This is a genomic window from Pseudomonas japonica, assembly GCF_900188455.1.
Classification (GTDB): Bacteria; Pseudomonadota; Gammaproteobacteria; order Pseudomonadales; family Pseudomonadaceae; genus Aquipseudomonas; species Aquipseudomonas japonica.
Genome location: NZ_FZOL01000034.1, coordinates 19,422 through 43,444, shown reverse-complemented (window position 1 = coordinate 43,444; position 24,023 = coordinate 19,422). Strand labels below are relative to the sequence as shown.

General features: G+C 67.6%; 27 protein-coding genes. 6 read left to right on the top strand and 21 right to left on the bottom strand.

The annotated features are described in order from the left end of the window. Positions 1-31 precede the first annotated feature (31 nt). The 15 genes from CHB99_RS27620 to pxpB form a co-directional block, all read right to left on the bottom strand. Positions 32-1,381: an MmgE/PrpD family protein gene (locus CHB99_RS27620; RefSeq protein WP_042128191.1), complete on the bottom strand. Its 1,350-nt coding sequence runs from the start codon at positions 1,379-1,381 to the stop codon at positions 32-34. Between the two features lie 13 nt (positions 1,382-1,394). Next, a complete protein-coding gene (locus CHB99_RS27615; RefSeq protein WP_042128193.1) occupies positions 1,395-2,555 on the bottom strand; it encodes an acyl-CoA dehydrogenase family protein in 1,161 nt (386 codons plus the stop codon). A gap of 44 nt (positions 2,556-2,599) precedes the next feature. After that, on the bottom strand, positions 2,600-3,427 hold the full coding sequence (locus CHB99_RS27610; RefSeq protein ID WP_042128195.1) for an HTD2 family dehydratase: 828 nt from the start codon (positions 3,425-3,427) through the stop codon (positions 2,600-2,602). 143 nt (positions 3,428-3,570) lie between these two features. Then, on the bottom strand, positions 3,571-4,167 hold the full coding sequence (locus tag CHB99_RS27605; RefSeq protein WP_042128197.1) for a thiamine pyrophosphate-dependent enzyme: 597 nt from the start codon (positions 4,165-4,167) through the stop codon (positions 3,571-3,573). Positions 4,168-4,176: 9 nt separating this feature from the next. Next, positions 4,177-4,695 (bottom strand): thiamine pyrophosphate-binding protein, encoded by a 519-nt coding sequence (locus tag CHB99_RS27600; protein WP_042128200.1) that lies wholly within the window; start codon positions 4,693-4,695, stop codon positions 4,177-4,179. Positions 4,696-4,779: 84 nt separating this feature from the next. After that, entirely contained in the window at positions 4,780-5,952 is a 1,173-nt protein-coding gene (locus CHB99_RS27595; protein ID WP_042128201.1) for an NAD(P)/FAD-dependent oxidoreductase, read from the bottom strand. 34 nt (positions 5,953-5,986) lie between these two features. After that, positions 5,987-6,709 carry an ABC transporter ATP-binding protein gene (locus CHB99_RS27590; protein WP_042128203.1) on the bottom strand — a complete coding sequence of 241 codons (723 nt, stop codon included), beginning with the start codon at positions 6,707-6,709 and terminating at the stop codon, positions 5,987-5,989. Beyond that, positions 6,709-7,518: an ABC transporter ATP-binding protein gene (locus CHB99_RS27585; RefSeq protein WP_042128205.1), complete on the bottom strand. Its 810-nt coding sequence runs from the start codon at positions 7,516-7,518 to the stop codon at positions 6,709-6,711. The genes CHB99_RS27590 and CHB99_RS27585 overlap by 1 nt, the downstream gene beginning before the upstream one ends. Further along, positions 7,515-8,828: a high-affinity branched-chain amino acid ABC transporter permease LivM gene (gene livM, locus CHB99_RS27580; protein ID WP_042128206.1), complete on the bottom strand. Its 1,314-nt coding sequence runs from the start codon at positions 8,826-8,828 to the stop codon at positions 7,515-7,517. Before livM ends, CHB99_RS27585 begins: the two co-directional genes overlap by 4 nt. Next, positions 8,828-9,742: an ABC transporter permease subunit gene (locus tag CHB99_RS27575; RefSeq protein ID WP_042128208.1), complete on the bottom strand. Its 915-nt coding sequence runs from the start codon at positions 9,740-9,742 to the stop codon at positions 8,828-8,830. The genes livM and CHB99_RS27575 overlap by 1 nt, the downstream gene beginning before the upstream one ends. A 60-nt stretch (positions 9,743-9,802) precedes the next feature. Then, positions 9,803-10,906, bottom strand: a complete 1,104-nt coding sequence (locus CHB99_RS27570) for a branched-chain amino acid ABC transporter substrate-binding protein (protein WP_212555929.1) — start codon at positions 10,904-10,906, stop codon at positions 9,803-9,805. A gap of 432 nt (positions 10,907-11,338) precedes the next feature. Further along, positions 11,339-12,610: an aspartate aminotransferase type Ic gene (locus CHB99_RS27565; protein WP_042128210.1), complete on the bottom strand. Its 1,272-nt coding sequence runs from the start codon at positions 12,608-12,610 to the stop codon at positions 11,339-11,341. 44 nt (positions 12,611-12,654) lie between these two features. Further along, positions 12,655-13,242: a TetR/AcrR family transcriptional regulator gene (locus tag CHB99_RS27560; protein ID WP_042128212.1), complete on the bottom strand. Its 588-nt coding sequence runs from the start codon at positions 13,240-13,242 to the stop codon at positions 12,655-12,657. Beyond that, complete coding sequence (locus CHB99_RS27555) at positions 13,239-14,198, bottom strand: 5-oxoprolinase subunit C family protein (protein WP_042128214.1); 960 nt, start codon at positions 14,196-14,198, stop codon at positions 13,239-13,241. The genes CHB99_RS27560 and CHB99_RS27555 overlap by 4 nt, the downstream gene beginning before the upstream one ends. Continuing rightward, the gene (pxpB, locus tag CHB99_RS27550) at positions 14,195-14,875 is read right to left on the bottom strand and encodes a 5-oxoprolinase subunit PxpB (RefSeq protein ID WP_042128216.1); all 681 of its coding nucleotides are present in this window, start codon (positions 14,873-14,875) and stop codon (positions 14,195-14,197) included. The genes CHB99_RS27555 and pxpB overlap by 4 nt, the downstream gene beginning before the upstream one ends. 470 nt (positions 14,876-15,345) lie before the next feature. Between pxpB and CHB99_RS27545 the strand changes: the two genes are divergently transcribed. Further along, the gene (locus CHB99_RS27545) at positions 15,346-16,098 is read left to right on the top strand and encodes a helix-turn-helix domain-containing protein (protein WP_042128218.1); all 753 of its coding nucleotides are present in this window, start codon (positions 15,346-15,348) and stop codon (positions 16,096-16,098) included. A 158-nt stretch (positions 16,099-16,256) separates the two neighbouring features. Here the strand turns inward: CHB99_RS27545 and CHB99_RS30400 are convergent, their stop codons facing one another. From CHB99_RS30400 to CHB99_RS27520, 5 genes are all read right to left on the bottom strand, one after another. Then, the gene (locus CHB99_RS30400) at positions 16,257-16,646 is read right to left on the bottom strand and encodes a biotin/lipoyl-containing protein (protein WP_052419519.1); all 390 of its coding nucleotides are present in this window, start codon (positions 16,644-16,646) and stop codon (positions 16,257-16,259) included. Continuing rightward, positions 16,643-18,004: an acetyl-CoA carboxylase biotin carboxylase subunit gene (gene accC / locus CHB99_RS27535; RefSeq protein WP_042128220.1), complete on the bottom strand. Its 1,362-nt coding sequence runs from the start codon at positions 18,002-18,004 to the stop codon at positions 16,643-16,645. Before accC ends, CHB99_RS30400 begins: the two co-directional genes overlap by 4 nt. Beyond that, positions 18,001-18,429: an acetyl-CoA carboxylase biotin carboxyl carrier protein gene (locus CHB99_RS27530; RefSeq protein ID WP_042128273.1), complete on the bottom strand. Its 429-nt coding sequence runs from the start codon at positions 18,427-18,429 to the stop codon at positions 18,001-18,003. The genes accC and CHB99_RS27530 overlap by 4 nt, the downstream gene beginning before the upstream one ends. A 17-nt stretch (positions 18,430-18,446) precedes the next feature. Next, on the bottom strand, positions 18,447-19,229 hold the full coding sequence (locus CHB99_RS27525) for a LamB/YcsF family protein (protein ID WP_042128222.1): 783 nt from the start codon (positions 19,227-19,229) through the stop codon (positions 18,447-18,449). 79 nt (positions 19,230-19,308) lie between these two features. After that, on the bottom strand, positions 19,309-20,085 hold the full coding sequence (locus CHB99_RS27520) for an SDR family NAD(P)-dependent oxidoreductase (RefSeq protein ID WP_042128224.1): 777 nt from the start codon (positions 20,083-20,085) through the stop codon (positions 19,309-19,311). Between the two features lie 260 nt (positions 20,086-20,345). Between CHB99_RS27520 and CHB99_RS27515 the strand changes: the two genes are divergently transcribed. The 5 genes from CHB99_RS27515 (at position 20,346) to CHB99_RS27495 (ending at position 22,993) form a co-directional block, all read left to right on the top strand. After that, positions 20,346-21,140, top strand: coding sequence for an NAD(P)H-dependent oxidoreductase (locus CHB99_RS27515; protein WP_042128226.1), 795 nt, complete (start codon positions 20,346-20,348; stop codon positions 21,138-21,140). Then, positions 21,140-21,586, top strand: a complete 447-nt coding sequence (locus CHB99_RS27510; RefSeq protein ID WP_042128228.1) for a VOC family protein — start codon at positions 21,140-21,142, stop codon at positions 21,584-21,586. Before CHB99_RS27515 ends, CHB99_RS27510 begins: the two co-directional genes overlap by 1 nt. Before the next feature lie 152 nt (positions 21,587-21,738). Further along, positions 21,739-22,134, top strand: coding sequence for an ACT domain-containing protein (locus CHB99_RS27505; protein ID WP_042128230.1), 396 nt, complete (start codon positions 21,739-21,741; stop codon positions 22,132-22,134). A gap of 158 nt (positions 22,135-22,292) precedes the next feature. Further along, entirely contained in the window at positions 22,293-22,589 is a 297-nt protein-coding gene (locus CHB99_RS27500) for a type II toxin-antitoxin system MqsR family toxin (protein WP_042128233.1), read from the top strand. A gap of 2 nt (positions 22,590-22,591) precedes the next feature. Then, positions 22,592-22,993: a type II toxin-antitoxin system MqsA family antitoxin gene (locus CHB99_RS27495; protein WP_042128235.1), complete on the top strand. Its 402-nt coding sequence runs from the start codon at positions 22,592-22,594 to the stop codon at positions 22,991-22,993. Positions 22,994-23,005: 12 nt separating this feature from the next. On the opposite strand, the gene CHB99_RS27490 is transcribed toward CHB99_RS27495, so the two are convergent. Next, complete coding sequence (locus CHB99_RS27490) at positions 23,006-23,941, bottom strand: AEC family transporter (protein ID WP_042128237.1); 936 nt, start codon at positions 23,939-23,941, stop codon at positions 23,006-23,008. Positions 23,942-24,023: the final 82 nt, after the last annotated feature.

Below are 24,023 nucleotides of genomic sequence, written 5' to 3'. Positions count from 1 at the left end.
GGCGGACGGTTCGTGGGTACGTCGTGCCGTTTCAGGCAATCAGGTGCAGGTCGTCGAGCCCGCGCAGCGCCCAGACCCGCGCGATCAGCTCGCGGCCCTGCGCCGGCGTGCGCGCGGCGGAGAACGCCAGCAGGCGCTGGAACTTGTCCTCCAGCTCGGCACGGCTGAGGGTGTTGCCGGGATCGCCCTTGGGCTCGTCGATGGCGCCCGCCAGGGTGCGCCCGTCGCGGGTGCGTACCTGCACGCGCCCCAGCCAGCGCCGTGGATAGGCACCATCGACCTCGGCGTCCAGCTCCATGCTGACCTTGCCGCGCAGGGCCACCACCTCGGCGTCGTTCAGCGCGTGCTGCTCGAACTCCACCAGCCCGGCCTTGCCGTACACGGCGATCAGGCCGAGCACCGTGCCCATGGAGAACTTCGCCTGGTGCACGCTTTGCGGCACTTCGACGCGGCCGAGCACGTCGATCGCGCCCTGGTGTACCCGCGTGGTGATGTGCTCGATGTCGCCATGGCGCAGGTCATGCCGCTGCATCAGCGCCAGCAGGGCATCGGCGGCCGGGTGGGTGTGGCGGCACGAGGCGTGGAACTTGAACGAGGTTTCGCTCAGCGCCCAGCGCGTGCCCAGGCCATCCACCAGCCAGCGCGCGTCGGCATCGCTGGACATGCCCGCGGCCATGCCCTGGGCGCCTTCGAGAATGTTCTGCGCGCCGCTCAGGCCGTCGGCGGTCAGGTAGGCGGCGAGCAGGCCATCGGCGGCGGCCTTGGCGGTGTGCAACTGCTTGGAGTCGGCGGCATCGCGGAGGAACTCCCACAGCCCGGCGGCCTGGGTCCCGGCGCTGCCCAGGCAGTGGATGAACTGCGCGGCACTGAAGCCCATCAGCTTGCCCACCGCCACCGCCGCGGCGAGGGTGCCGACCGTGGCCGTGGTGTGGAAGATCCGGTAGTGCGAACGGCCGAGGAATTCGCCGATGCGGATGCCCGCCTCATAGCCCGCCACGCAGGCCAGGATCAGCTCGCGCCCGGACTTGCCGAGGTCCTGGGCGGCGGCCAGCGCCGCCGGGAAGACCACCGTGGCCGGGTGCAGCACGGAGCTGTTGTGCAGGTCGTCCTGCTCCACCAGGTGCGAGCTGGCCGCGTTCACCAGGGCGGCGAAGTACGGCGAACTGCTGCCCTCGTCGACCAGGATCCGCGCGCTGCCCTCGGCGGGCCCCATGTGCCGGACCCAGGCCTGGAACAGCGGGATCGGGTGCTGGCCCTGGCTGGCCAGGGCCGAGCCGAGCCAGTCGAGAAACAGCTCTTCGGTGCGGTCCAGCACCGCGGATGGCAGGTCTTCGTAGGCCAGGCCGGCGAGAAATTCGGCGAGCAGGTGCGTGTTGTTCATCGGAGTACCCGTTTCAGAAAGAGCGTGGCAGTTCGAGCAGGTGCTCGGCGACGTAGGACAGGATCAGGTTGGTGGAGATCGGCGCCACCTGGTACAGACGGGTCTCGCGGAACTTGCGCTCGACGTCGTATTCGTTGGCGAAACCGAAGCCGCCGTGGGTCTGCAGGCAGGCGTTGGCCGCTTCCCACGACGCCTTGGCCGCCAGGTACTTGGCCATGTTCGCCGCCGCCCCGGCGTTGCGCCCGCTGTCGTATTCCTCGCAGGCGCGCCAGCGCATCAGGTCGGCGGCCTCGATCTCGATATGCGCTTCGGCGATGGGGAACTGCACGCCCTGGTTCTGCCCGATCGGGCGACCGAACACCACGCGGTCGCGGGCATACTGGCTGGCCTTCTCGACGAACCAGCGGCCGTCGCCGATGCACTCGGCGGCGATCAGCGTGCGTTCGGCGTTGAGGCCATCGAGGATGTAGCGGAAGCCCTTGCCCTCTTCGCCGATCAGGCTGCTGGCGGGGATTTCCAGGTTGTCGAAGAACAGCTCGTTGGTCTCGTGGTTGACCAGGTTGGCGATCGGCTGCACGGTCAGGCCGTTGCCGATGGCCTCGCGCAGGTCGACGAGGAAGATCGACATGCCGTCGACTTTCTTCTTCACCTCGGCCAGCGGCGTGGTGCGCGCCAGGAGGATCATCAGGTCGGAATGCTGGACCCGCGAGATCCATACCTTCTGCCCGTTGATCACGTACTTGTCGCCACGGCGCACGGCGGTGGTCTTGATCTTCGTCGTGTCGGTGCCGGTGGTGGGCTCGGTGACGCCCATGGACTGCAGGCGCAACTCGCCGCTGGCCAGCTTGGGCAGGTAGTAGGCCTTCTGCTCGGCGCTGCCGTTACGCAGCAGGGTGAACATGTTGTACATCTGCCCGTGGATGGTCCCGGAGTTGCCGCCGCAGTGGTTGACCTCTTCGAGGATCACCGAGGCTTCGGCCAGGCCCAGGCCGGAGCCGCCGTATTCTTCCGGGATCATCGCCGAGAGCCAGCCGGCTTCGGTCATGGCCGCGACGAAGGCTTCGGGAAAGCCCTTTTCTTCGTCGATCCGGCGCCAGTATTCGGCGGGAAACTGCGCGCACAGGGCGCGCACGCCGTCGCGGATGGCCTGGAGTGCTTCGTCGTTGGCATTCATCTTGGTTACTCGATCTGTTGTTGTTTTCAAGGCAGCGACGCGGCTCAGTCGAACTCGACGACGCCGTGCTGGCCGATACCGCCGGCATTGCCGGCCTGCAGTTCCGCCCGGCCCGGGGCGACGATCCGGCCACCGACGCGCAGCGCCTCGGGCGCCAGCAGCGGGCGCGCGCTGCGGAAGCTGAAACGGCGCAGGCGGGCCTCGGGATGGGCGCGCCGGAACGCCGCCAGGTTCAGGGTGGCGAGCAGCGGCCCGTGCACCACCAGGCCCGGGTAGCCCTCGCTGTCGCGGGCATAGGGAAGGTCGTAGTGAATCCGGTGACCGTTGAAGGTCACCGCGCTGTAGCGAAACAGCAGCACCGCCGTGGGCTCGATCGACTCGGACCATTGCTGCGCCGGCAGCGCCTCGCCAGCGCCGGTCTTCGGCGGGGTGGCTTCGCGGTAGACGATGTCCTGCTCTTCGTGCAGCGCCAGGCGCTCGTCCTGCAGGTACTCGTGGCGCAGGGTGACGAACAGCAGCGCACCGCTGCGCCCCTGCTTTTCCTCGATGCCGACGATGGTGCTCACGCGCCTGACCGTGGCACCGACCCGCAAGGGCTCATGGAAGGTCAGGCGACCTCCGGCCCACATGCGGTTGCGATCGGCGGCCGGCGGCAGGAAGCCGCCACGGGCCGGGTGGCCGTCCTCGCCCAGGCCGTCGGCCGGGGCCTCGTCCTGGAAGAACGCCCAGTGCCACAGCGGTGCCAGGGCCTGACCCGTGGCAGGTGCCGAGGTACCCAGGGTGGCGGCCAGGCGCCGTACCAGCACTTCGCTCAGGCACTCTTCGCGCGTCTGCGTGCGACCCTCCCAGGCCGCATACGGGGACTCGTTCATTGCAACGCCTCCAGCTTGTCCGGGAAAAAAAGGCAGGGCTGTCCACCAGCCATGAACGATGGCCAGCCCTGCAAAGCGTTCCGGGTCATCACCCCGGAAGGGTGTGGCTGCGACCGTCCAGCGTGGTGGACGGCGCGTCAGCCTCAGCGGTGCGCGTCGCTGCCCAGCAGCGCTTCGCGGAAGCGGCTGCGCAGGTGCGGACCGTCACGCGGCGGCAGCGCGGTCGGCGCCGGCTCGGTGGTGACCTTCACCGTGACCTGCACCGGACCTTCGCCGTTGAGGATGGTCTCCACGGCGTGCTCCAGTTCGTCCGCCGTGCGCGCCACGCCGAAGTGCCGGAAGCCCACCGCCCGCGCCACTTCGCTGATGCTCACGCCACGCCCGGCGTGGGCCGGCTGCATGCCGGTCTCGGCGTAGTGCTCGTTGTCGATGACCACGATGCTCAGGTTCGCCGCGCCGTGGCAGGCCACGGTGGCCAGGGAACCCAGGCCCATCATCATTTCGCCGTCGCCGACGAAGACGATCACGCGCTTGTCCGGCTGGGCCAGGGCCAGGCCCAGGCCGACCATCACCGCGCCGCCCATGGCACCCCACAGGTAGAAGTTCTGCGGACAGTCACCGGCGGCGGCGACGTCGAAGGTCGGGTTGCCCAGGCTGGTGATGGCCAGGGCATCGCCGCGCTGTTCCAGGATGCGGGCGACCACGGCCCGCCGATTCAAGCTGATCTGTTGCGAAGACATGGTGTCGACTCACTTGTTGAAGTTTTTGGTTCCGATGATCCGTTGCCCGATCAGCACCGCGGCCATGCGCCCGGTCTGGTAGGCGAAGCGCGCGCAGGCGGCCACGGTGGGAGCGATGTCCTCGGCGTTGGCGGCGCGGTAGACGTGCACGCCGGAGTCCTCCAGGACCTGCTCGGTGGTTTTGCCCATCGCCACCTGCCACGGGTTGAACTCGCCCCACTCGCCGCGCATGGTCACGATCATGATCAGCGGGATGCGCGTCTCGTGTTGCAGGGACAGCATGTTGATGCAGTTGCCGACACCGCTGGACTGCAGCAGCAGGACGCCGCGCTGGCCACCGATCCAGGCGCCGGCCAGCTGGGCCACGCCCTCCTCCTCGGTGGTCAGGGACACCGACTGGATCTCGGGGTCGGCGTCGCACAACTGGATCAGGCGGCTATGGCCGGCATCCGGGACATAGGCGACCTGGCGCACATCCAGGTCCTTGAACTGCGCGTAGATCTGCGCGGGCCAATTGATTTCGCTCATTGCAGTTACTTCCTCAACGTGGACTGACGGTTTTCTCGCCACGGGCCGGGACGCCCGTGGCATCGGTTGTTGAAGGGCGCCGGTTCAATACACCACCGCCTCGACGATCGGCCGTTTGGCGGCGATGCGCTCATAGCCGAGGGGCGACAGGTCCAGGCTGCGGTAGCCGCCATGGACAATCAGTTCGGCCACCGCGCGGCCGGTGGCCGGCGAATGCATCACGCCGTGCCCGGAAAAACCGGTGGCGAAGACGAAGTTGCCGATCTGCGGATGCGCGCCGACCACACCGTTGTGGTCCAGCAGGTTCATTTCGTAGTGGCCGGCCCAGGCCCGCTGCAGGCGCAGTTGTTCCAGCGCCGGCACGCGGTGGGCGAGCAGCGGCCAGAGGGTTTCTTCGAGCAGGTAGTGGTCGGGCTCGAAATCGCCCGCGGCATGCGGGTCGCGCTGGGCCTCCGGGGCGATGCCGGCGATGAAGCCGTCGCCTTCCGGACGGATCCAGGCCCCGGAGTTGTCGAACAGCATGGGGAAATCGCGGCCGTCCAGCGGCGCCTTGATGTGGAACACCGTGCGTTTGCGCGGCTCCACCGGCAGGGCGACGCCAGCGAATCCGGCCACCTTGCCGCCGGCGGCCCCGGCGGCGTTCACGCACCAGTCGCAGGCCAGGCGTTCGCCGCCGGCCAGGCGCACGCCGGTGATGCGTTCGCCCTGCAGGTCGAGGCCGCTGACGTCCGCTTCGAGGTACTCGACGCCCAGGCGCCGCGCTTCGCGGCGCACCAGTTGCAGCAGCGCCCAGGCATCGAACCAGCCTTCGTTCGCCGCGCCGTAGGTGGCGATGCCGATGTCCTCGACATTCAGCCAGGGGTAGCGCTGGCGGGCCTGTTCGGGACTGAGGATATCGACCCGGGCGCCCTGCCCGTTCTGCATCAGGGCGTTGTCGCGCTGGCTGTCGGCATGCCGCGGCGAGCCGAGCATCAGGTAGCCGCGCTCCTCGAAGCCGATATCGGCGTCCTCGCCGAACCACTGCCTGATGTTCCTGAACAGGTCGGCGCTGAACAGGCTCATGCCGATGTTGAACGGGCAGCCGAACTGGGTGCGGATCGAGGCGGCGGACAGCGCGGTGGAGGAAAACTGGTAGGTGCTGTCGCGCTCGACCACCTTGATGATCCCGGCAAAGCCCTGCCGGCGCAGGAAGAACGCGACGAAGCTGCCGATGACGCCGCCGCCGATGATGACCACTGTTTCTGAAGAAGCTGTCATGGAGAAATCCTGGACTGGGAGCGAAGGGTTCAGGTCAGGCACGTTGCTTGTGCCCGGCTTCGAGATAGGCGGCGCGTACCTCCGGGCTGCCGGCCAGTTCGCGGCCGCTGCCGCGCAGGACGATCTCGCCGTGCTGCAGGACGTAGCCGCGATGGGCCACCGCCAGCGCCTGACGGGCGTTCTGCTCGACCAGGAGGATGGTCATGCCCAGCTCGTCGTTGAGCCGGCGGATGATCTGGAACACCTTCTGGATGTAGATCGGCGCCAGCCCCAGCGACGGTTCGTCGAGCAGCAGCAGTTGCGGATGGCTCATCAGCGCGCGGGCGATGGCGAGCATCTGCTGCTCGCCGCCGGACAGGGTGCCGGCGGTCTGCTGCAGGCGCGCCTTGAGGATCGGGAACAGCCCGTACATGCGTTGCAGGTCGTCCTCGCGTCCCGCCGGATCGGCATGGATGCTGCCCATCAGCAGGTTGTCCAGCACGCTCATGCGCAGGTAGATGCGCCGTCCTTCCGGGGCGATGGCGATGCCCTGGCGCGCCACCTGGTGCGGCGCCAGGCCGACCAGCGGGGTGCCGTTGAACGACACCTCGCCGGCACTCGGCCGCGGGCTGCCGAGGATGCTGGTCATCAGGGTCGACTTGCCGGCGCCGTTGGCGCCGATCAGGGTGACGATCTCGCCCCTGGCGATGTCCAGGTCGATGCCGCGCAGGGCGTGCACATGCCCGTAGTGCACATGCAATTGGCGTAGTTGCAGCATCAGGCAACCTCCTCGTCCGGGTTGCCCAGGTAGGCGGCGATCACCTGGTCATCGTTCTGGATCTGCTGCGGCGTGCCTTCGGCGATCTTGCGCCCGTAGCACAGCACATGGATGTGATCGGAAATGTTCATCACCACGCTCATGTCATGTTCGATCAGCAGCACGCTGAGGTCCTGCTCGCTGACCAGGCCCTGCAGGCATTCGTTGAGTTCGGCGGACTCGCGCGGATTGAGGCCGGCGGCCGGTTCGTCGAGGCACAGCAGCAACGGATCGACGCACAGCGCCCGGGCCAGCTCGACCTTGCGCTGGATACCGTAGGACAGGGCCCCGGCCGGCTCGTCGGCGAAGCGTTCCAGGTCCAGCCGGCGCAGGTGCGTCAGGGCCTTTTCCAGCGCCGCCTGCTGGGCATCGCGATAGACCTTGAGGCCGAGAATCGCCGCGACGGAGAACCACGAGGCCCGCTGCAAGGCGTTGTGCTGGGCGACGATCAGGTTCTCCAGCACGGTCATCCGCGGGAACAGGCGAATGTTCTGGAAGGTCCGCACCACTCCGGCCTTGCGCGCCACGTCACGGGTCGCCAGCTCCTGCAAGCGCAGGGTGCCGTGCGCGGGGTGATGCAAGCGCAGGTCGCCGCCGCTGGGCTGGTAGAAACCGGTCAGGCAGTTGAACAGGGTGGTCTTGCCGGCGCCGTTGGGGCCGATCACCGAGGTGATCTGCCGGCGCCGCACCTGCAGCGACAGGCCTTCGATCGCCTTGATCCCGCCGAAGGTCATGTCCAGTGCCTGGACATCGAGGAGTACGTCGTTCATCGGCTGGCCTCCAGGTTGACCGGTCGCGTCGCGGCGGGCCGCGCCTTGCGCCCCAGGCGCGACCACAGCAGGCTCGGTTCGCGGGCCGCGAAGATGCCGCCCGGCCGCCAGACCATGATCAGCACCATGGCGGCGCCGAACAGCAGCATGCGGTACTCGGAGAAGTTGCGGCCCAGCTCCGGCAGCAACACCAGGACCAGCGCGCCGAGGACCACACCCAACTGGCTGCCCATGCCGCCGAGGACGACGATGGCCAGGACGATCGCGCTTTCGTTGAAGGTGAAGCTCTCCGGCGAGATGAAGCCCTGCCGCGCGGCGAAGAACACCCCGGCCAGGCCGCCGAGCATGGCGCCGAGGGCGAACGCCGAGAGCTTGATGTTGGTGATGTTGATGCCCAGCGCGCGGCAGGCGATCTCGTCCTCGCGCACGGCCTCCCAGGCGCGTCCCGCCGGGACCTTGCGCATGCGCAGGACCAGGGCGTTGGTCAGCAGCGCCAGGCCGAGGATGACGTAGTAGAGAAAGACGATGCGCTGGCTGCTCGAATGACCCAGGCCGAAGAAGGCGGCGAAGCTGTTGGGGTCGCCGGCGCCGAAGGTCAGGCCGAAGAAGCTCGGCCGTTCGATCGACGACACGCCGTTGGGACCGCCGGTGACCTCGGTCCAGTTGATCAGCACCAGGCGGATGATCTCGCCGAAGCCGAGGGTGACGATGGCCAGGTAGTCGCCGCGCAGGCGCAGGGTCGGGTAGCCCAGGAGCATGCCGAAGAGTGCCGCCAGCAGCGCGGCGATCGGCAGGCACAGCCAGAACGAGAAGCCCAGGTACTGCGAGAGCAAGGCGTAGCTGTAGGCACCCACGGCGTAGAACGCCACGTAGCCGAGGTCGAGCAGGCCGGCCAGGCCCACCACCACGTTCAGGCCCCAGCCGAGCATCACGTAGATCAGCACGGTGGTGGCGATGTCGATCACATAGCGGTTGCCGGAGAACAGCAGCGGCAGGGCCAGCGCGCCGATCAGCAGCAGCCAGCCCAGCGGCTGTACCAGCGGACGCGGCGAGCGCAGCAGCGGGCGGGCCGCGGCGCGGCGTTGCAGACGGGTGCGCAGGCCACCGAGCAGCGAGGTCTGCGCCAGGCGCAGGCAGAACACGGCACTCACCACGGCGGCGAGCAGCGGCCAGCGCGTGTGCAGTTGCAGTACACCGCCGCTGTCGCTGGTGTACAGGCCGACCAGGGGGATGCCGAGGACGATCGCCACCAGGGCGATGCGCATGGCGTCGAGCAGACGCGCCCGGGGAGTGAGGGAAACAACGCTCATCAGACTTTCTCCACTTCGGGACGGCCGAGCAGTCCGTAGGGCCGTACCAGAAGAACCAGAATCAGAATCAGGAAGGTGGCGACATCCTTGTACTCGGCGGAGAAATAGGCTCCCCAGAAGGACTCGATGATGCCGATCAGCAGGCCGCCGAGCATGGCCCCCGGCAGCGAGCCGATGCCGCCCAGCACCGCGGCGGTGAAGGCCTTGATGCCGACCAGGAAGCCGATGCTGAAATCGATCACGCCGTAGTAGAGGGTGACCATGACCCCGGCCACCGCGGCCAGCGCGGCACCGATCATGAAGGTCAGGGAAATGATCCGGTCGGCGTTCACGCCGAGGAAACCGGTCATCGTGCGGTCCTGTTCGCAGGCCCGCTGCTGGCGGCCGAACGAGGTGCGGGTGAGCATCCAGGTGAAGCCCGCGAGGAGCAGCACCGTGGTGGCCACCACCAGCACCTGGATATACGACACGTACACGCTGTGCCCGGTGCCGACCGCGAATTCCCAGCCGCCGGAGAGCACCGGGGCAATGGACTTGACCCGCGCGCCCTGGCTCAGTTGCACGAAGTTCTGCAGGAAGATCGACATGCCGATCGCCGAGATCAGCGGCGCCAGGCGTGTCGAGCCGCGCAGCGGACGATAGGCGGTACGCTCCACCGCCCAGCCGTACACGGCGGTGAGGAGGATGCTGACCAGCAGCACGGCGAGGATGGCCAGCGGCACCGAGGTCACCCCCAGCGCCGCCAGCAGGGTGAAGCAGGCGATGGCGATGAAGGCACCGATCATGAAGATCTCGCCATGGGCGAAATTGATCATGCCGATGATGCCGTAGACCATGGTGTAGCCAATGGCGATCAAGCCGTACACCGACCCCAGGGTCAGGCCGTTGATCAGTTGTTGAAGGGCAAGGTACATGGAAGGACTCCAGACAGGGCGACATCGGGTGACGGGCCGCCCGGGCCCGTCACCCACGACTCATTCGGCGTAGCCGTACTGGTTGCCGGACCAGCGATACACGACGTAGGCGGACTGGGTGATATCGCCCTTGGCGTCGAACGCCAGCGGCCCCACCACGGTGTCGAAGGTCTGCCCGCTCCAGGCCTTGCGGATGTCCTCGACCTTGGTCGATCCGGCCAGTTGCGCGGCCTGGGCGAACAGCTGGACCGCGGCGTAGGAGTACAGGGTGTAGCCTTCCGGCTCGATCCTGGCCTGGCGGAAACTGGCGACGATTTCCGCCGCCGCCGGCGAAGTGCGCGGGTCCGGGCCGAAGGTGAACAGCGTGCCGTCGGCCGCCGCGCCACCGGCCACCAGCAGCTCGGAGTTGGTCAGGGTGTCGCCGCCGATGGTGGTCAGCTTCAGGCCGCTCTGCGCGGCCTGGCGCAGGATCAGGCCGAGCTCGGTGTAGTAGCCGCCGTAGGCGAGCACTTCGATACCCGCGGCCTTCATGCGGCTGACCAGGCTGTTGTAGTCCTTCTCGCCGGCGGTGATCGAGGTGCGCAGCGCCAGGCTCAGACCCTGGGCGCGCAGGCCCTTGTCGACCTCGTCGGCGAGGCCCTTGCCGTAGGCGCTCTTGTCGTCGACCACGGCGATCTTGCGCCCGGCGAAATGCCGCGCCAGGTACTGGGCCGCCACACCGCCCTGCTGGTCGTCACGACCGACCACACGGATCAGGTTGTTCAGCCCGCGTTCGGTGACCTGCGGGTTGGTGGAGATGGTCGCCATGCTGATGCCCTCGTCGGCGTACACCTCCGAGGCCGGCATGGTCGAGCTGGAGCAATAGTGACCGTCGACGAACACCACACCTTTGTTGACCAGGGTGTTGGCCACCGCGACCGCCTGTTTCGGGTCGCAGACATCGTCGCCGACCACCAGCTTCAGCGGCTGGCCGAGCACCCCGCCACGGGCATTGATATCGGCGATGGCGCGCTCCGCGCCATTGCGCATCTGCTCGCCACCGGAGGCGTAGGGCCCCGTCATCGGCCCGGCCACACCAATCAGCAGGTCGGCCTGCGCCGCCTGCGTCCACAAGTAACCCGCCATGGCGAGGCCAAGGCCCCATTTGCCCGCGTGCATGTTCATAGCGCCTGCTCCGGTTGCTTTTTTGTTCTGGGTTTATCCCGTCGGCGACGCCGTCGGGACCACGTTGGATCGGCAGTAAAAGGCTTCACGGCGGTGGGCGATCTGCCCAACCGCGGGTCCGGACATCTGTTTGGAGTTGTCTGTCTGGACGCCCCCATTGTGCGGACCGAGGGGGCGGCTGGCTTGCATCCATGGGAGGGGGAATCTGCGGCTTTCTGCATAGTCGCCAGACCCTGAAAAATGCCTGCGTGCGGCCCTCACCTGTGGGAGCGAGCTTGCTCGCGAATGGGCGCGAAGCGGCCACAAAACCTGAATCCGCAGTGTGTCAGGCAAACTCGGGACTCAGGTTTTACGACGGCTTCGCCGCCGTTCGCGAGCGAGCTCGCTCCCACAGGTTGGTATCGACCCCTTGTGCAGATGCCCATGGGGCGGTTACGACGCCTGCAAGCGGATTTCGCAGGCCGCCAGCAGAATGCTCACGGCAATCACTTCGGCAGCCTGCTCAAGGTCGTCCGGCGCCGGGGACGACGGCGCGATGCGCAGATGGCTGTCGCGCGGGTCGAGGCCCTGGGGGAATGCCGCGCCGGCGGCCGTCATCCGCACACCGGCCGCCTTCGCCAGCTCCACTACGCGGCGGGCCGTGCCGGGCAGGCAGTCGACGCTGATGAAATAGCCGCCCCGGGGCACGCTCCAGCGCGCCACCCGCCAGGTCGTCAGCAGGCGCTCGAAGACCTGGCGTACCGCCTCGAAACGCGGCGCGAGGATTTCCCGGTGGCCGTCCATCAGCGCTTCCAGGCCCTGCAGGTCGCGCAGGAAGCGGACATGGCGCAACTGGTTCAGCTTGTCCGGGCCGACGCTGCGAACCGCCGCATGGCGCAGCCACCAGGCGATGTTCGGCGTGGAACTGCCGAACAGGGCCAGGCCGCCGCCGGCGAAGGTCATCTTCGAGGTGGAGGCGAATACCAGCGCCCGGTTGGCGTGCCCGTGCCGCTGGCAGCGCTCGCTGACATTGGCGATGCGCACCGGCTCCGCCGTGAGGTGGTGCATGCTGTAGGCGTCGTCCCAGAACAGGCGGAAGTCCGCCGCCGCCGTGTCCATCGCGGCGAGAAAGTCGATCACTTCGTCGCTGTAGATGGCCCCGGTGGGGTTGCTGTACTTGGGCACGCACCACATGCCCTTGACCGCCGGATCCTTGACCAGGCGCGCGACTTCGTCGAGGTCGGGCCCGTCGTCGTGCAGGGTGACGGGGATCAGTCGGATGCCGAAGGCCTCGCAGATGGCGTAGTGCCGGTCATAACCAGGCACCGGGCAGAGAAAGGCCACGTCGGGCTCGGCCGACCAGGGCCGCGCCGAGTCGCAGGTGCCGCTGCGCCAGGCGTAGGCGATGCAGTCGTGCATCAGGGCCAGGCTGGAGTTGCCGTCCACCACCACCTGGTCGGCGGGCACGCCGAGCAAGGGCGCGAACAACGCCCGCGCCTCGGGCAGGCCCTGCTGACCCATGTAGTTGCGACAGTCGGTACCGTCCTCGGCGAAGTAGCCGTCGAAATCGAGCATCGCATTGGACAGGTCCAGCTGTTCGCTGCTCGGCACGCCGCGGGCCATGTTGATCGCAAGGTTTCGGTCGCGCAGCCGTGCGTAGTGTGCGGCCACCTCGGTCTGCAGCCGCTGCGCCTCGTCCCGCGGCAGGGCCATGAAATCGTTCATGCTGGTTTCTCCTCAGCTGTTGGAATGAATGCCGGCCGGCGCGCTCAGCGCCCGGCCTCGCCGACCCGCAGGACCCGCGCCGCGACCTCGATCATCCACGGCGTCATGCGCCCGTCGTCCGGCGCATCCTCGATGCTGTCCAGCAGGCCGCGCAGGGTGCGCGCCGCCAGCCTGGCGCAGGTCACCGAGAACACCCCGGCGGCCACGCCCTCGGCCACGCTGGCGAACAGCACCTGGAAATACTCGCGCTCCAGTTGCTCCAGGCGTTCGCGAGCCTGGGCATCGAGGTAGCGCCGTTCGGAGCGCAGCACCGCCTGGTCGGCGGCATGCTGCAGGACATGCCGGACATGGAACTCGATGAACTGCTGCAGGCGCTGCCACGCCGGGCGCGCCAAGGGCCGCACCCGGCGCCAGCCGCCCACCCGACGCTGGACGATGCCGCCGAGCACTTCTTCCAGGACTTCCTGCTTGCCGGAGAAGTGATGGTAGAGACTGCCCGCCTGCAAACCGGCGCGATGGCTCAGGCAGCGCATCGACATGCCGGCGAAACCGCCTTCCAGCAGCAGTTGATGGGCGGCCAGGAGGATGGTTTCGTCGGTGCGCGGCGCCAGCGCGATGCCCTGGCCGCTCATGAGTAGCGCCGCTGCAGTTGCAGGGCCCGGGCGATCGGCTCCAGTTCCTGTTCCGCCAGGCGCTGTGCCTGCTCGGCCTGGGCGGCATCGACCAGGACAAAGCCCAGGCACGCGCCGATCGGTGCCTGGGCCAGGGTCGGCAGGTCGGCTTCGATGACATGGGCGATCTTCGGGTAGCCGCCGCAGGTGTTGGCATCCACCAGCTGGATGATCGGCTGACCCGCCGGCGGCACCTGCACGGTGCCGGGCAGGATGCCGTGGGAAAGCATTTCCAGCGGCTCGCGCAGCGCCAGGGCCTCGCCCTTCAAACGCATGCCCATGCGGTTGCTGTCCGGGGTGACGCTCCATTGCTGGTGCAGCAAGGCCTGCCGCGAGGCGTCGTCGAGCAGCGCCCACTCGGCGCCCGGCGTGATCCTCACCGGCACCACGCCACCGCGTTCGCCGAGAAAGCGCGGCAGGGCCGCGCCCAGCTCCTTGTCGCGGGACGCCGGCGCGGTGCCGAGCGGCAGGCGATCACCCTTGCGCAGGCCGCGCCCGTGGAAACCGCCGAAACCGGTTTTCAGGTCGGTGGCACGCGAACCGAGGACCGTCTCGACCTCGATGCCGCCGGCGAAGGTCAGGTAACTGCGCGCGCCGCGCGTCGGCGGCGCCAGGCTCAGGACCTGCCCGGCCCTGGCCTGGAAGCGCCACGACGGGTAGAGGGTGCGTTCGTCCAGCGTCGCCGGGCCGTCGGCGCCGGTCAGGGCGAACTGGCAGTCGACGAGAAACTTCAGGCGGAAGGGAAACAGGGCGATCTCCAGCCCGGCCGCGCAGGCCGGGTTGTCCAGCAACAGGTTGCCCAGGCGCAGGGCCGCGACGTCCATCGCCCCGCCGGCGCACAGGCCCAGGTGCAGATGGCCCGGGCGCCCCAGGTCCTGTACGGAATTGGCGGCGGCGCTGCTCAGTATCTCGATCATGGCAGCAGCTCCAGCACCGTGAAGCGCACCCGGTCGCCCGGCAGGAGCAAGGTCGGTTGCGCCGCCTGCGGGTCGAACAGGCGGCACCGGGTCTGCCCGATCACATGCCAGCCCGAGGGCGCCGCGCAGGGCATCACCCCGGCCTGGGGCCCACCGATGATCACCGCGCCCTGCTCCAGACGCATGCGCGGTACCGCCCGGCGTGGCATGGCCAGGCGCGGATCGAGCCCGCTGAGGTAGGGAAAGCCCGGCATCGCGCCGAGGCAGGCGACGCGGTAGGTCGCCGCGCTGTGCAGGCGGACCACCTCGGCGACGCTCATCCCGGCGTGCTCGGCCAGGGCGCGCAGGTCCTCGCCGGCCTCGCCGCCGTAGACCACGGCGATCTCGATCTCGCGACCCGGCGCCGCGGGCTGCTCCCGCGCCGCCCATTGCTCCAGCAGCCAGGCTTCCAGCGCCGGCCGCTCGCCCGCCGCCGCGCGCTGCACCAGCAGCAGATTGTTCATCCCCGGCACGGCCTGTTCGATCGCCGGATGCTGGCGCGCGATGGCCGCCAGGGCCAGCACGCGATCCTGCAGGTCGGCATCGAAGGCGCCCTGCGCCATGTCCATCAGCAAGCCGCGGCTGCCGGCGGGTGAAAGCCGCGGCGTGACGGCCCGCGACGGTGGTTGTGCAAGCATGTTCATGACTACCTCGAAGCGTGCGGACGCGACGGCGCCCGACTCAGAACGGTGCGGCCCTGCCCAGCCGCTCCAGGAAACGAACGCAGGCTTTCTTGAAGCGGGACCACCATGGACGGTTCATGCTCGGGCCTTGTCGTGGTGAAAAAGGGCCGATGCGCAGGGCCGGCCTGGTGCTGCCGATTGTGCGCAGGATGGCGGCATCCGGCTTGCATCGAGCCGGTCCGTGCAGGGCTGTTTTCTGCACAGTGTCCTTGCGCGCAGAGGCAGCCGTCCTGCCCCTGGCTTTTCACGGCGAATCCTGGGAAAAGCCCGGTGCGCGGGGCGATGAGTATTCGATATACCGTTCTTGAGCTGCGGCATTGCGCACAATCGGGAGGAATCACGAAGAACCACTCGCGCGGTATCCGGCAGAACTGCTAGGGTGGCGCGAACGCTGTTGCCCAATCGTCTTTCGAGGAGGATGTCCGATGATCGAAGGCAAGGAACTCCTGCACTGGATCGACCAGGACCTGACCCTGCTGGACAAGCTGTTCGATCGCATGCCGGACGTGATGTTCTACGTCAAGGATGCCGACGGGCGCTATGTGGTGGTCAACCAGACCCTGGTGCAGTACAGCGGCAAGCGCAGCAAGGAAGAGGTGATCGGCCTGACCGCCGACGAACTGTTCCCGGTCACCAGTTCCAGCATCATGGCCCAGGACCTCTCGGTGATCAGCACGGGGCGTGACGTGGTGGATGCCTTGCGGCTGTTTCGTTCGGCGGATGGCCACAAGCAGTGGTGCCTGAGTTCCAAGTTCGGCATCTTCAACCAGCACAACCAGGTCACCGGGCTGGTGGGTATTTCCCGCCTGCTCAACCGGCCGGACGAGAAGCACCTGGGTTACAAGCGGCTCATGGAGTTTTCCCGCCTGGTGCGCGAGAACCTCAGCCAGCCGCAGTTGATCGCCGATATCGCCGAGCAGGTGGGGCTGTCGATGGACACCTTGCAGCGCCTGACCCGCGAGGTGTTCCAGCTGTCGCCCAAGCAGATCCTGATGAAGGCGCGCATCGAAAAGGCCTGCGAATTGCTGGAACAGACGCTGATGAGCATTACCGATGTCGCCACCGAGTGCGGCTATTCCGACCATAGTGCCTTCAGCCGCCAGTTCAAGGCGGCGCTGCACTGCACGCCGATGCAGTATCGGCTGTCGAGTGCGGCGGTGGGGGCGCGGTCGTTGTGAGCGGGGTTGCCGGGGGGTCTCGTGCCGGCCTCATCGCGGGCAATGCCCGCTCCCACAAGGATCTGGGTCAGCCACAAGATCCTGGCCCGGCGTGAGACCTGTGGGAGCGGGCGTTGCCCGCGATGAGACCGGTACTGGCGATGGTTGTACCCAGGCCCTCAGCGGTACTCGAACAACGCATCGGCATACCCGACCCGCTGCCCATCCCCCGTCAGCACCTGGCCAACGACCCCGGCCTCGACCGCCCGGATTTCCTCCAGCAGCCCATCGTTCTCCAGCCAGGCCACCACCTGCCCGGGAATGACCACGGCACCCGCAGCGACCTCCGCCTGCGCTCGCTGCGGATGACAAAGACGCAACAGCCCCATCCCCGGAGAACGCAGCACTAGCGCCGCCGGTAGCGCGGCTGGCGTCTGTACTGGTGCCATGTCGCCCTGCCCACGCCCCGCCACCAGCGCCAGGCGCTCCCCGGCCATTTCCACCTCCAGCTCCACCAGACCCTGGCGCCGGAATAGCGCCGCGATGCCCTGCAAGCGTTCGCCGTTCATGCCTCGTTCTCCGCCAGATAACGTTCCAGATGGTGAATGTCACAGCCACCACCGACGAACCCCGGCTCCGCCATCAAGGCCTGGTGCAGGGCGATGCTGCTCTTGATCCCGTCGAGACGGGTTTCCCCCAGGGCGCCACGCATGCGCCGCAGGGCCAGCTCACGGTCGCTGCCGTGGGCGAGGAACTTGGCGATCAGCGAGTCGTACTGGCTGGGCACCCGATAGCCGCCATACAGATGGCTGTCGACACGGATCCCCGGTCCGCCCGGGGCGATCCATTCGCTGACCACACCCGGCGCGGGCAGGAAGCTGAACGGGTCCTCGGCGTTGATCCGGCACTCGATGGCATGCCCGCTGATACGCACATCGGCCTGGGTGAGCGACAGCGGCAGGCCGGCGGCGATGCGCAGTTGCTCGGCGACGATGTCGATACCGGTCACCAGTTCGGTCACCGGATGCTCGACCTGCACCCGGGTGTTCATTTCGATGAAGAAGAACGCGCCATCCTCGTAGAGGAACTCGAAGGTACCGGCGCCGCGATAGCCGATCTGCCGGCAGGCCTGCGCGCAACGCTCGCCGATGGCGGCGATGGCCTCGCGGGCGATGCCAGGGGCCGGTGCCTCCTCGATGACCTTCTGGTGCCGGCGCTGCATCGAACAGTCCCGCTCCCCCAGCCACACGGCATTGCCGTGGGTGTCGGCAAGCACCTGGATCTCGATATGCCGCGGTCGCTCCAGAAAACGTTCCAGATAGACCTGCGGATTGCCGAAGGCGCGCTCCGCTTCCTGGCGGGTCATGGCCACCGCGTCGAGCAGTTCCCCCGGCGCACGCACCACGCGCATGCCACGACCGCCACCACCACCGGCGGCCTTGACGATCAGCGGATAGCCGCAGGCTTCGCCGAGGGCGACAATGGCCTGCGCCTCGTCCGGCAAGGCCCCGGCGGAACCGGGCACACAAGGCACGCCAGCATCGAGCATGGCCTGCTTGGCCGAAACCTTGTCGCCCATCAGGCGGATCGACGCCGCCGTCGGCCCGACGAAGACCAGCCCGGCCTCCTCCACCGCCGCGGCGAAGCGGCTGTTCTCGGAAAGAAAGCCGTAGCCGGGGTGAATGGCCTGGGCACCGGTCAGGCGCGCGGCCTGCAGCACCCGGGCGATATCCAGGTAGCTGTCGCGCGACGGCGCCGGCCCCAGGCAGATGCGCTCGTCGGCCAGTTGCACATGGCGCAGCCCGGCGTCCGCCTCGGAATAGGCGGCGATGGTACGGATGCCCGCCTCGCGGGCAGCGCGCAGGATACGCAGGGCGATTTCCCCGCGGTTGGCTATCAGCAGGCTGTCGAACGGACGTGCGCTCATGCCGGATTCTCCTCGATGACGAACAGGGGCATGCCGTACTCGACGGCCTGACCGTCGCTGGCCAGGATCCCGGCGATTCGCCCGGCCACCGGCGACTCCAGCGGGTTGAGCATCTTCATCGCCTCGACGATGGCCAGCACCTGGCCCTCGACCACGCGGTCGCCGACCTCGACGAATACCGCCTGGTCCGGCCCCGGGGCGCGGTAGAACACCCCGGTCATGCTGGCCTCGACGTGCCGGCCTGTCGCCGCGGGCGCTGCCGCGACCGTGGCCAGCGCCTGTTCGTCCAGGCGCAGGGTGGGCGCCTGGCTCGCGCTGCCATCCAGCACCAGGCGCACCCGCGCGCCGGCGCCGCTGTACTCCAGCACACCCGCCCCCGCCTGCACGGCGATGTCCAGCAGGTGTTCGATCATTTCAATTTTCATCTGGGTCTCATCCGGGGTCAGGCTGCGGACCGGGTCCAACTGCCAATGTGCAGGCCGTCCGCCTGCAGTGCGTCACGCACGGCACGGGCGATGGCCACGGCGGCGGGCGTGTCGCTGTGCACGCACACCGAATCGATGCGGCACGCGAGGGATTCGCCGTCGACGGTTTCCAGGGCCTGCGCGCGAACCATGCGCAGCACCCGCGCCGCCGCCTCGGCGGGGTCGTGGATCACCGCCCCCGGCAGACCGCGCTTGAGCAGGTGGCCGGCGGCGGTGTAGGCGCGGTCGGCGAAGATTTCCGAGCGGGTATCCAGGCCCATCTCCGCGGCGATGCGCGCCTGGTGGCCGAGGGCGATGACCAGGCAGGTCAGCGACGGATCGACGGCCTTCACCGCGCGGCACACCGCGCGCGCCACGGCTTCGTCGGTCTGGGTCAGGTTGCCGAGGGCGCCATGGGCCTTGACGTGGGTCAGGCGGTGCCCGGCATAGGCGGCCAGGGCCTGGGCGGCGCCGACCTGGTAGGCCACCAGGCGCTCGATCTCGGCGGCGGAAAACACCATGGACCGGCGGCCGAAGCCCCACAGGTCGGGGAACGCCGGGTGCGCGCCCACCGCCACGCCCTTGTCCCTGGCCAGGGCAAAGGTGCGCGCCATGATGTGCGGATCGCCGGCATGAAAGCCGCAGGCGACATTGGCCGTGCTGACGATGTCGAGGATGGCGCTGTCATCGCCCATCTCCCAGGCACCGAAGCCCTCCCCCATGTCCGAGTTGAGGTCTATGCAGCGAACATCGACGGTCATGAACTGCCATTTCCCTTGTTGTTGTACGGTGGTCTCGAACCCCGTGCCGCGCGGCACGGGGGCATCTGGCCGGCGGACCTCAGTCCTTGACCGGCACCGTGTAGTTGAGGATCAGGCGCCCGCCATCGGGGTAGATGGTCTGACCGATGATGTAGGAGGCATCGTCGCTGGCCAGGAAGGAGGCGACGCTGGCGACTTCCGACGCCTCGCCGCAGCGGCCCATGGGCGTGCGCGACAGCACCGTGCGGCGCTGCGCCTCGTTGGCCATCACCGAATTGAGCACCAGGTCGGTGGCGATGGTGCCCGGGCCGATGGCATTGACCCGGATCCCGTGGTTGACCAGGCCCACCGCCATGACCGCGGTGAGCTGCTTGATGCCGCCCTTGGACACCGCGTAGGCCACGGAATTGGGGATCGCCAGCTCGGCATTGATCGACGACATGTTGATGATCGAACCATGGATCCCGTGCTCGATCATCACCCGCGCCGCCGCCTGGCCGATCAGGAACTGCGACTTCAGATTGACGTGCAGGACCTTGTCGAACATCGCCTCGGGAAAGTCGACGAAGTCCGCGTTGTGGATGATCCCGGCGTTGTTGACCACGATGTCCAGGCTGCCGAAATGCTCCACGGCGCGGGCGACCAGTTGCGTCGCGGCGGCGCTGTCGATCACGCTCAGGTCGGCGACCAGCCAGGTGGCCTGGTCGCCGAAGCGTTCGGCGGCCGCGCGCACCTTGTCGGCCTGGACGTCCACCAGCACCACCCGCGCGCCGTCGGCGACGAAGCGTTCCGCGCAGGCCAGGCCAAGGCCCTGGGCCGCCCCTGTGACCAGCGCCACTTTACCTTGATGTTTCATCGTCTCTCCTCGATTGCCAGCCGCCGCCCGCGCACCTCGCAGCGGGCAGCCTGTGTGGCCTACAGCTTTGCAAGATCGGCGGCGCCCGGCTTGAGGACAGACCGTCCGTGCGCGACGGTATTCGGCACAATCGGTCCGGCCCGGCGGGTGCGGCCGGCGACTGTGCAGAAAGCCGCGGCAGGCGCCCCCGTTCGACACAAGCCGGCCAGGCTCCGGCGTGCTTTGATGGTGCATTCATCCGAACCACACAGGCGTGCACCATGAATGTCCTTATCGTCCTGGCTCATCCGGAGCCCTTTTCCTTCAACGCGGCGCTGAAGAACACCGCCGTCGAGACCTTGCGCCAGGCCGGCCACAGCGTCGAAGTCAGCGATCTCTACGCCATGGGCTGGCAGGCAGCGCTCAGCGCGGACGACTTCCGCGGCGAACGCGCCGACGCCAGCTACCTCGACCTGTCCCGCGAGCAGGAACATGCCTTCGCCAGCGGCAGCTTCGCCGCCCAGGTGCAGGCGGAGCAGGACAAGCTGAGCAACGCCGACCTGCTGATCTTCCAGTTCCCGCTGTGGTGGTTCTCCATGCCGGGGATCCTCAAGGGCTGGGTCGACCGCGTGTTCGCCCGCGGCTTCGCCTACTCCACCGGGCGCAAGTACGCCAGCGGCCACTTCCACGGCAAGAAGGCCATGCTGTGCATCACCACCGGCACCGCCTCGACCCTGTACGAGCCGAACGGCATCGATGGCGACCTGCACCATATCCTCTGGCCGATCCACAACGGCATGCTGGCCTACACCGGCTTCACCGTGCTGCCGCCCTATGCCGCGTGGATGCCGGCGCGGGTCAGCGAGCAGGAACGCATGGCCTACCTGAAGGGCTACGCCTCCCACCTGGGCCGCCTCGACAGCCTCGAAGCGCTGTACTTCCACCCCTGGGAAGACTACGACGACACCCAGCGCCTCAAGCCCGGGGTGGTGGCCCGCTCGGGGGTGCAATGGAATCCGCGCGCCGAGCAGAGCCGCCTCGACGCGGCCAGCCATTTCACCCCGGGGCAGCGCTGATGAACCCGTTCCGCGAACTGCATCACCTGTGCATCGTGGTCCACGAGCTCGAGCGTGCGGTGGCCTGGTACGAGGCGCTGGGGATCGGCCCCTGGCAGGCATTTCCGTCGCTGGAAGCGTTCGCCGGGGACCTGCAGGTGCCGTGCACCGAGGACTTCCTGAAACTGCGCTACCGCTTCTGCAACCTCGACAACCTGCAGTTGCAACTGTGCGCCCCGCCCCCGGGGAACACGCCGCAGCGCCAGCACCTGGAGGCCCATGGCGAAGGGGTGTTCCACCTCGGCTTCAAGGTCGCCCACTGCGATGCCGGCGAACAGGCCGGGCGCGCCCTGGGGCTCGACCTGCTGCTGCGCGGACGGCTGCCCAACGGGCATGGTTTCAGCTACTTCGATACCCGCGAGGCCGGTGCGGGCGTGGTCCTGCAGGTGCGTTCCGCGGCAGGCTGAAGCCGTGCCGACGGCCTGGGCAACGAACACCCCGTTCGGCCCGGGTCGTCCACTTCGCGGCCACTTTCGCTAATCCAGCATCAGCAACATTGATTCCACATGCGCGGGCGTGAAGGGCAGACTGGGCGACCTTTCAAGCGGAGCGACCCGACATGCCTGGCGAAACCTCCATCACCGCGCTGCTGCGCGGCATGAGCCCTACCCTCAACCACGGCGAGTACGTGTTCTGCAGCGTCGCCGACGCGGCGTCACTGCAGGGCCAGGAAGTGCTCGGCAGCTTCCGCGAACAGGAAGGCCTGACGGTCATCCTCGAACGCGGCCGCGCCGATGCCCTGGGCCTGAGCTACGACTACGTCGCGGCGTGGATCACCCTGACCATCCATTCGGCACTGCAGGCCGTGGGCCTGACCGCCGCGTTCGCCACCGCGCTGGGTGACGCCGGGATCAGTTGCAATGTGATCGCGGGGTACTACCACGATCATATTTTCGTCGGTGTGCAGGATGCGGACAGGGCGATGGAGGTGTTGCGCGGGCTTTCGCAACGTTGACGTATCTCGACATTCATTCTTTGCCCCCTCCCTTCATGCCTTGAGCACAATCGCCCAGCTGTCGAACGCGACCGCTGGGCGAACGGATTCCAGGAAGCCGGCGTTTGACACAATTAACCAAGTTGCCAAATTAAACCTAATAGGTTAGCGTGTCTTCCATGGAAAAAAGGACTCCACACTGCAAGCTGTCAGTGATCAAGGCCCTGATCGACGCTGGGAACGTGCGTTCCACGTTGTCTGCTCTTCACGGCGGAGCCGCGTTGGGGCTCGACTTCGAAGGGATCGTCGACATCGTCATGTCACTGCCTGCCCAGGACTTCTACAAAAGCATGACCACTCACGCCGATCACACGATTTGGCAAGACGTGTACCGAACGAGTACGGCGGTCGGAGAGGTCTATGTGAAACTCACTGTCATCGATGACGTGCTCATCGTGTCCTTCAAGGAGCTATGAACATGAAATGCCCATCCTGCGCAGCAGCGGAACTGGTGCATGACACCCGCGACCTGCCGTACACCTACAAGAACGAGTCGACCACCCTTGCGGCAGTCACCGGCGACTTCTGCCCCGCCTGCTCGGAAGCTGTGCTCGAGGCTGCTGAGTCGGCCCGTGTCAGCGCGGCGATGCTGGCGTTCAACAAGCAGGTCAATGCGTCTATCGTCGACCCGAATTTCATCGCCAGCGTGCGCAAGAAGCTCGCGCTTGACCAACGCGAAGCGGCCGAGATTTTCGGCGGCGGTGTCAATGCGTTCTCGCGCTACGAGAACGGCAAGACCAAACCGCCGCAAGCCCTGGTGAAACTGTTGAAAGTGCTGGATCGCCACCCCGAGCTGCTGAACGAGGTCAGAACTTCCTGACGCATTTCACCGTCAGACAGAAAAATGAAAGCAGTACAGCAACCCACCCAGCGTCAGCAACGACCCCAGCGTCGACAGCAGAATCGCCCGTGAAACCACCCCCGCCTCGCGGTTGTAGTATTCCGCCAGCATGAACGGCCCGGTGCCGGTGGGCAGCGCGGCGAGCAGCACCGCCGAGGTGGCCCACATCGACGGCAGGGCCAGCACCTTGAACGCCAGCACCCAGGTGACCAGCGGTTGGCCCACCAGCTTCAGCACCACCAGCGGCCAGGCGCTGCTCGTCTGCGCCGGGGCCTTCTGTGCCAGGAACAAGCCCAGCGAAACCAGGGCACAAGGCGTGGTCGCGGCCGCGAGCAGGTCAAGGAAGTGCAGCACCGGCAGCGCGATACCGAGCCCGCCGCAGGCCCACAGCGCACCGGCGACGGGCGCGATCACCAGTGGATTCTTCGCCAGCGCGCGCAGCACCTTCGCCGCCGCGCGGCCGACATGCTTCTCGGTCTGAAGCCCCACCTCGATGCACACCACGGCAATGGCGAACAACACGCAGACCACGATCAGCGAGGCGATCAATGCCGGCTGCAGCCCGGCGTCGCCGAACAGCAGCGCGCACAGGGGGATGCCGATGTAGCCGGTGTTGGCGTAACCCGCGCTGAGCCCGTCGATGCTCGATGTCGCCAGGCTGTGGCCGCTGAACAGGCGCCAGAGCAGCGTCGCCAGGAACATCGCCAGCGTCCCGCCGCCGAACGCGAGGACGAAACCGGGTTGCCAGATCTCGGCCCATGACGCGCTCGCCGTGACCTTGAACAGCAGCGCGGGCAGGCACAGCCAGACCACCATCCGGTTGATTTCGGAGGCGGCAGTGGGCCCGAGCCTGCCGCTCTTGCGACACAGATAGCCAACCAGGATCAGGGCGAAGATGGGGGCGAGGACAACGAGAACGGTGTGCATGACGCTTCCAGGCAGGACAGAACGGCGCCAGTGTAAGAACCTGTTTCGATACGGTCCAATGACTTAAAATGCCCCGATCCAT

Excerpts from the sequence above, each read along its gene's own strand:
- CHB99_RS27505 (WP_042128230.1), top strand. The coding sequence starts at position 21,739 with ATGCCTGGCGAAACCTCCATCACCGCGCTGCTGCGCGGCATGAGCCCT.
- CHB99_RS27595 (WP_042128201.1), bottom strand. The coding sequence starts at position 5,952 with ATGACAGCTTCTTCAGAAACAGTGGTCATCATCGGCGGCGGCGTCATC.
- CHB99_RS27530 (WP_042128273.1), bottom strand. The coding sequence starts at position 18,429 with ATGAAAATTGAAATGATCGAACACCTGCTGGACATCGCCGTGCAGGCG.
- CHB99_RS27560 (WP_042128212.1), bottom strand. The coding sequence starts at position 13,242 with ATGAGCGGCCAGGGCATCGCGCTGGCGCCGCGCACCGACGAAACCATC.
- CHB99_RS27615 (WP_042128193.1), bottom strand. The coding sequence starts at position 2,555 with ATGAATGCCAACGACGAAGCACTCCAGGCCATCCGCGACGGCGTGCGC.
- livM (WP_042128206.1), bottom strand. The coding sequence starts at position 8,828 with ATGAGCGTTGTTTCCCTCACTCCCCGGGCGCGTCTGCTCGACGCCATG.
- CHB99_RS27585 (WP_042128205.1), bottom strand. The coding sequence starts at position 7,518 with ATGAACGACGTACTCCTCGATGTCCAGGCACTGGACATGACCTTCGGC.
- CHB99_RS27520 (WP_042128224.1), bottom strand. The coding sequence starts at position 20,085 with ATGAAACATCAAGGTAAAGTGGCGCTGGTCACAGGGGCGGCCCAGGGC.
- CHB99_RS27620 (WP_042128191.1), bottom strand. The coding sequence starts at position 1,381 with ATGAACAACACGCACCTGCTCGCCGAATTTCTCGCCGGCCTGGCCTAC.
- CHB99_RS27495 (WP_042128235.1), top strand. The coding sequence starts at position 22,592 with ATGAAATGCCCATCCTGCGCAGCAGCGGAACTGGTGCATGACACCCGC.
- pxpB (WP_042128216.1), bottom strand. The coding sequence starts at position 14,875 with ATGCTTGCACAACCACCGTCGCGGGCCGTCACGCCGCGGCTTTCACCC.
- CHB99_RS27605 (WP_042128197.1), bottom strand. The coding sequence starts at position 4,167 with ATGTCTTCGCAACAGATCAGCTTGAATCGGCGGGCCGTGGTCGCCCGC.
- CHB99_RS27500 (WP_042128233.1), top strand. The coding sequence starts at position 22,293 with ATGGAAAAAAGGACTCCACACTGCAAGCTGTCAGTGATCAAGGCCCTG.
- CHB99_RS27490 (WP_042128237.1), bottom strand. The coding sequence starts at position 23,941 with ATGCACACCGTTCTCGTTGTCCTCGCCCCCATCTTCGCCCTGATCCTG.
- CHB99_RS27600 (WP_042128200.1), bottom strand. The coding sequence starts at position 4,695 with ATGAGCGAAATCAATTGGCCCGCGCAGATCTACGCGCAGTTCAAGGAC.
- CHB99_RS30400 (WP_052419519.1), bottom strand. The coding sequence starts at position 16,646 with ATGAACGGCGAACGCTTGCAGGGCATCGCGGCGCTATTCCGGCGCCAG.
- CHB99_RS27515 (WP_042128226.1), top strand. The coding sequence starts at position 20,346 with ATGAATGTCCTTATCGTCCTGGCTCATCCGGAGCCCTTTTCCTTCAAC.
- CHB99_RS27590 (WP_042128203.1), bottom strand. The coding sequence starts at position 6,709 with ATGCTGCAACTACGCCAATTGCATGTGCACTACGGGCATGTGCACGCC.
- CHB99_RS27510 (WP_042128228.1), top strand. The coding sequence starts at position 21,140 with ATGAACCCGTTCCGCGAACTGCATCACCTGTGCATCGTGGTCCACGAG.
- CHB99_RS27575 (WP_042128208.1), bottom strand. The coding sequence starts at position 9,742 with ATGTACCTTGCCCTTCAACAACTGATCAACGGCCTGACCCTGGGGTCG.
- CHB99_RS27565 (WP_042128210.1), bottom strand. The coding sequence starts at position 12,610 with ATGAACGATTTCATGGCCCTGCCGCGGGACGAGGCGCAGCGGCTGCAG.
- CHB99_RS27570 (WP_212555929.1), bottom strand. The coding sequence starts at position 10,906 with ATGAACATGCACGCGGGCAAATGGGGCCTTGGCCTCGCCATGGCGGGT.
- accC (WP_042128220.1), bottom strand. The coding sequence starts at position 18,004 with ATGAGCGCACGTCCGTTCGACAGCCTGCTGATAGCCAACCGCGGGGAA.
- CHB99_RS27555 (WP_042128214.1), bottom strand. The coding sequence starts at position 14,198 with ATGATCGAGATACTGAGCAGCGCCGCCGCCAATTCCGTACAGGACCTG.
- CHB99_RS27525 (WP_042128222.1), bottom strand. The coding sequence starts at position 19,229 with ATGACCGTCGATGTTCGCTGCATAGACCTCAACTCGGACATGGGGGAG.
- CHB99_RS27610 (WP_042128195.1), bottom strand. The coding sequence starts at position 3,427 with ATGAACGAGTCCCCGTATGCGGCCTGGGAGGGTCGCACGCAGACGCGC.
- CHB99_RS27545 (WP_042128218.1), top strand. The coding sequence starts at position 15,346 with ATGATCGAAGGCAAGGAACTCCTGCACTGGATCGACCAGGACCTGACC.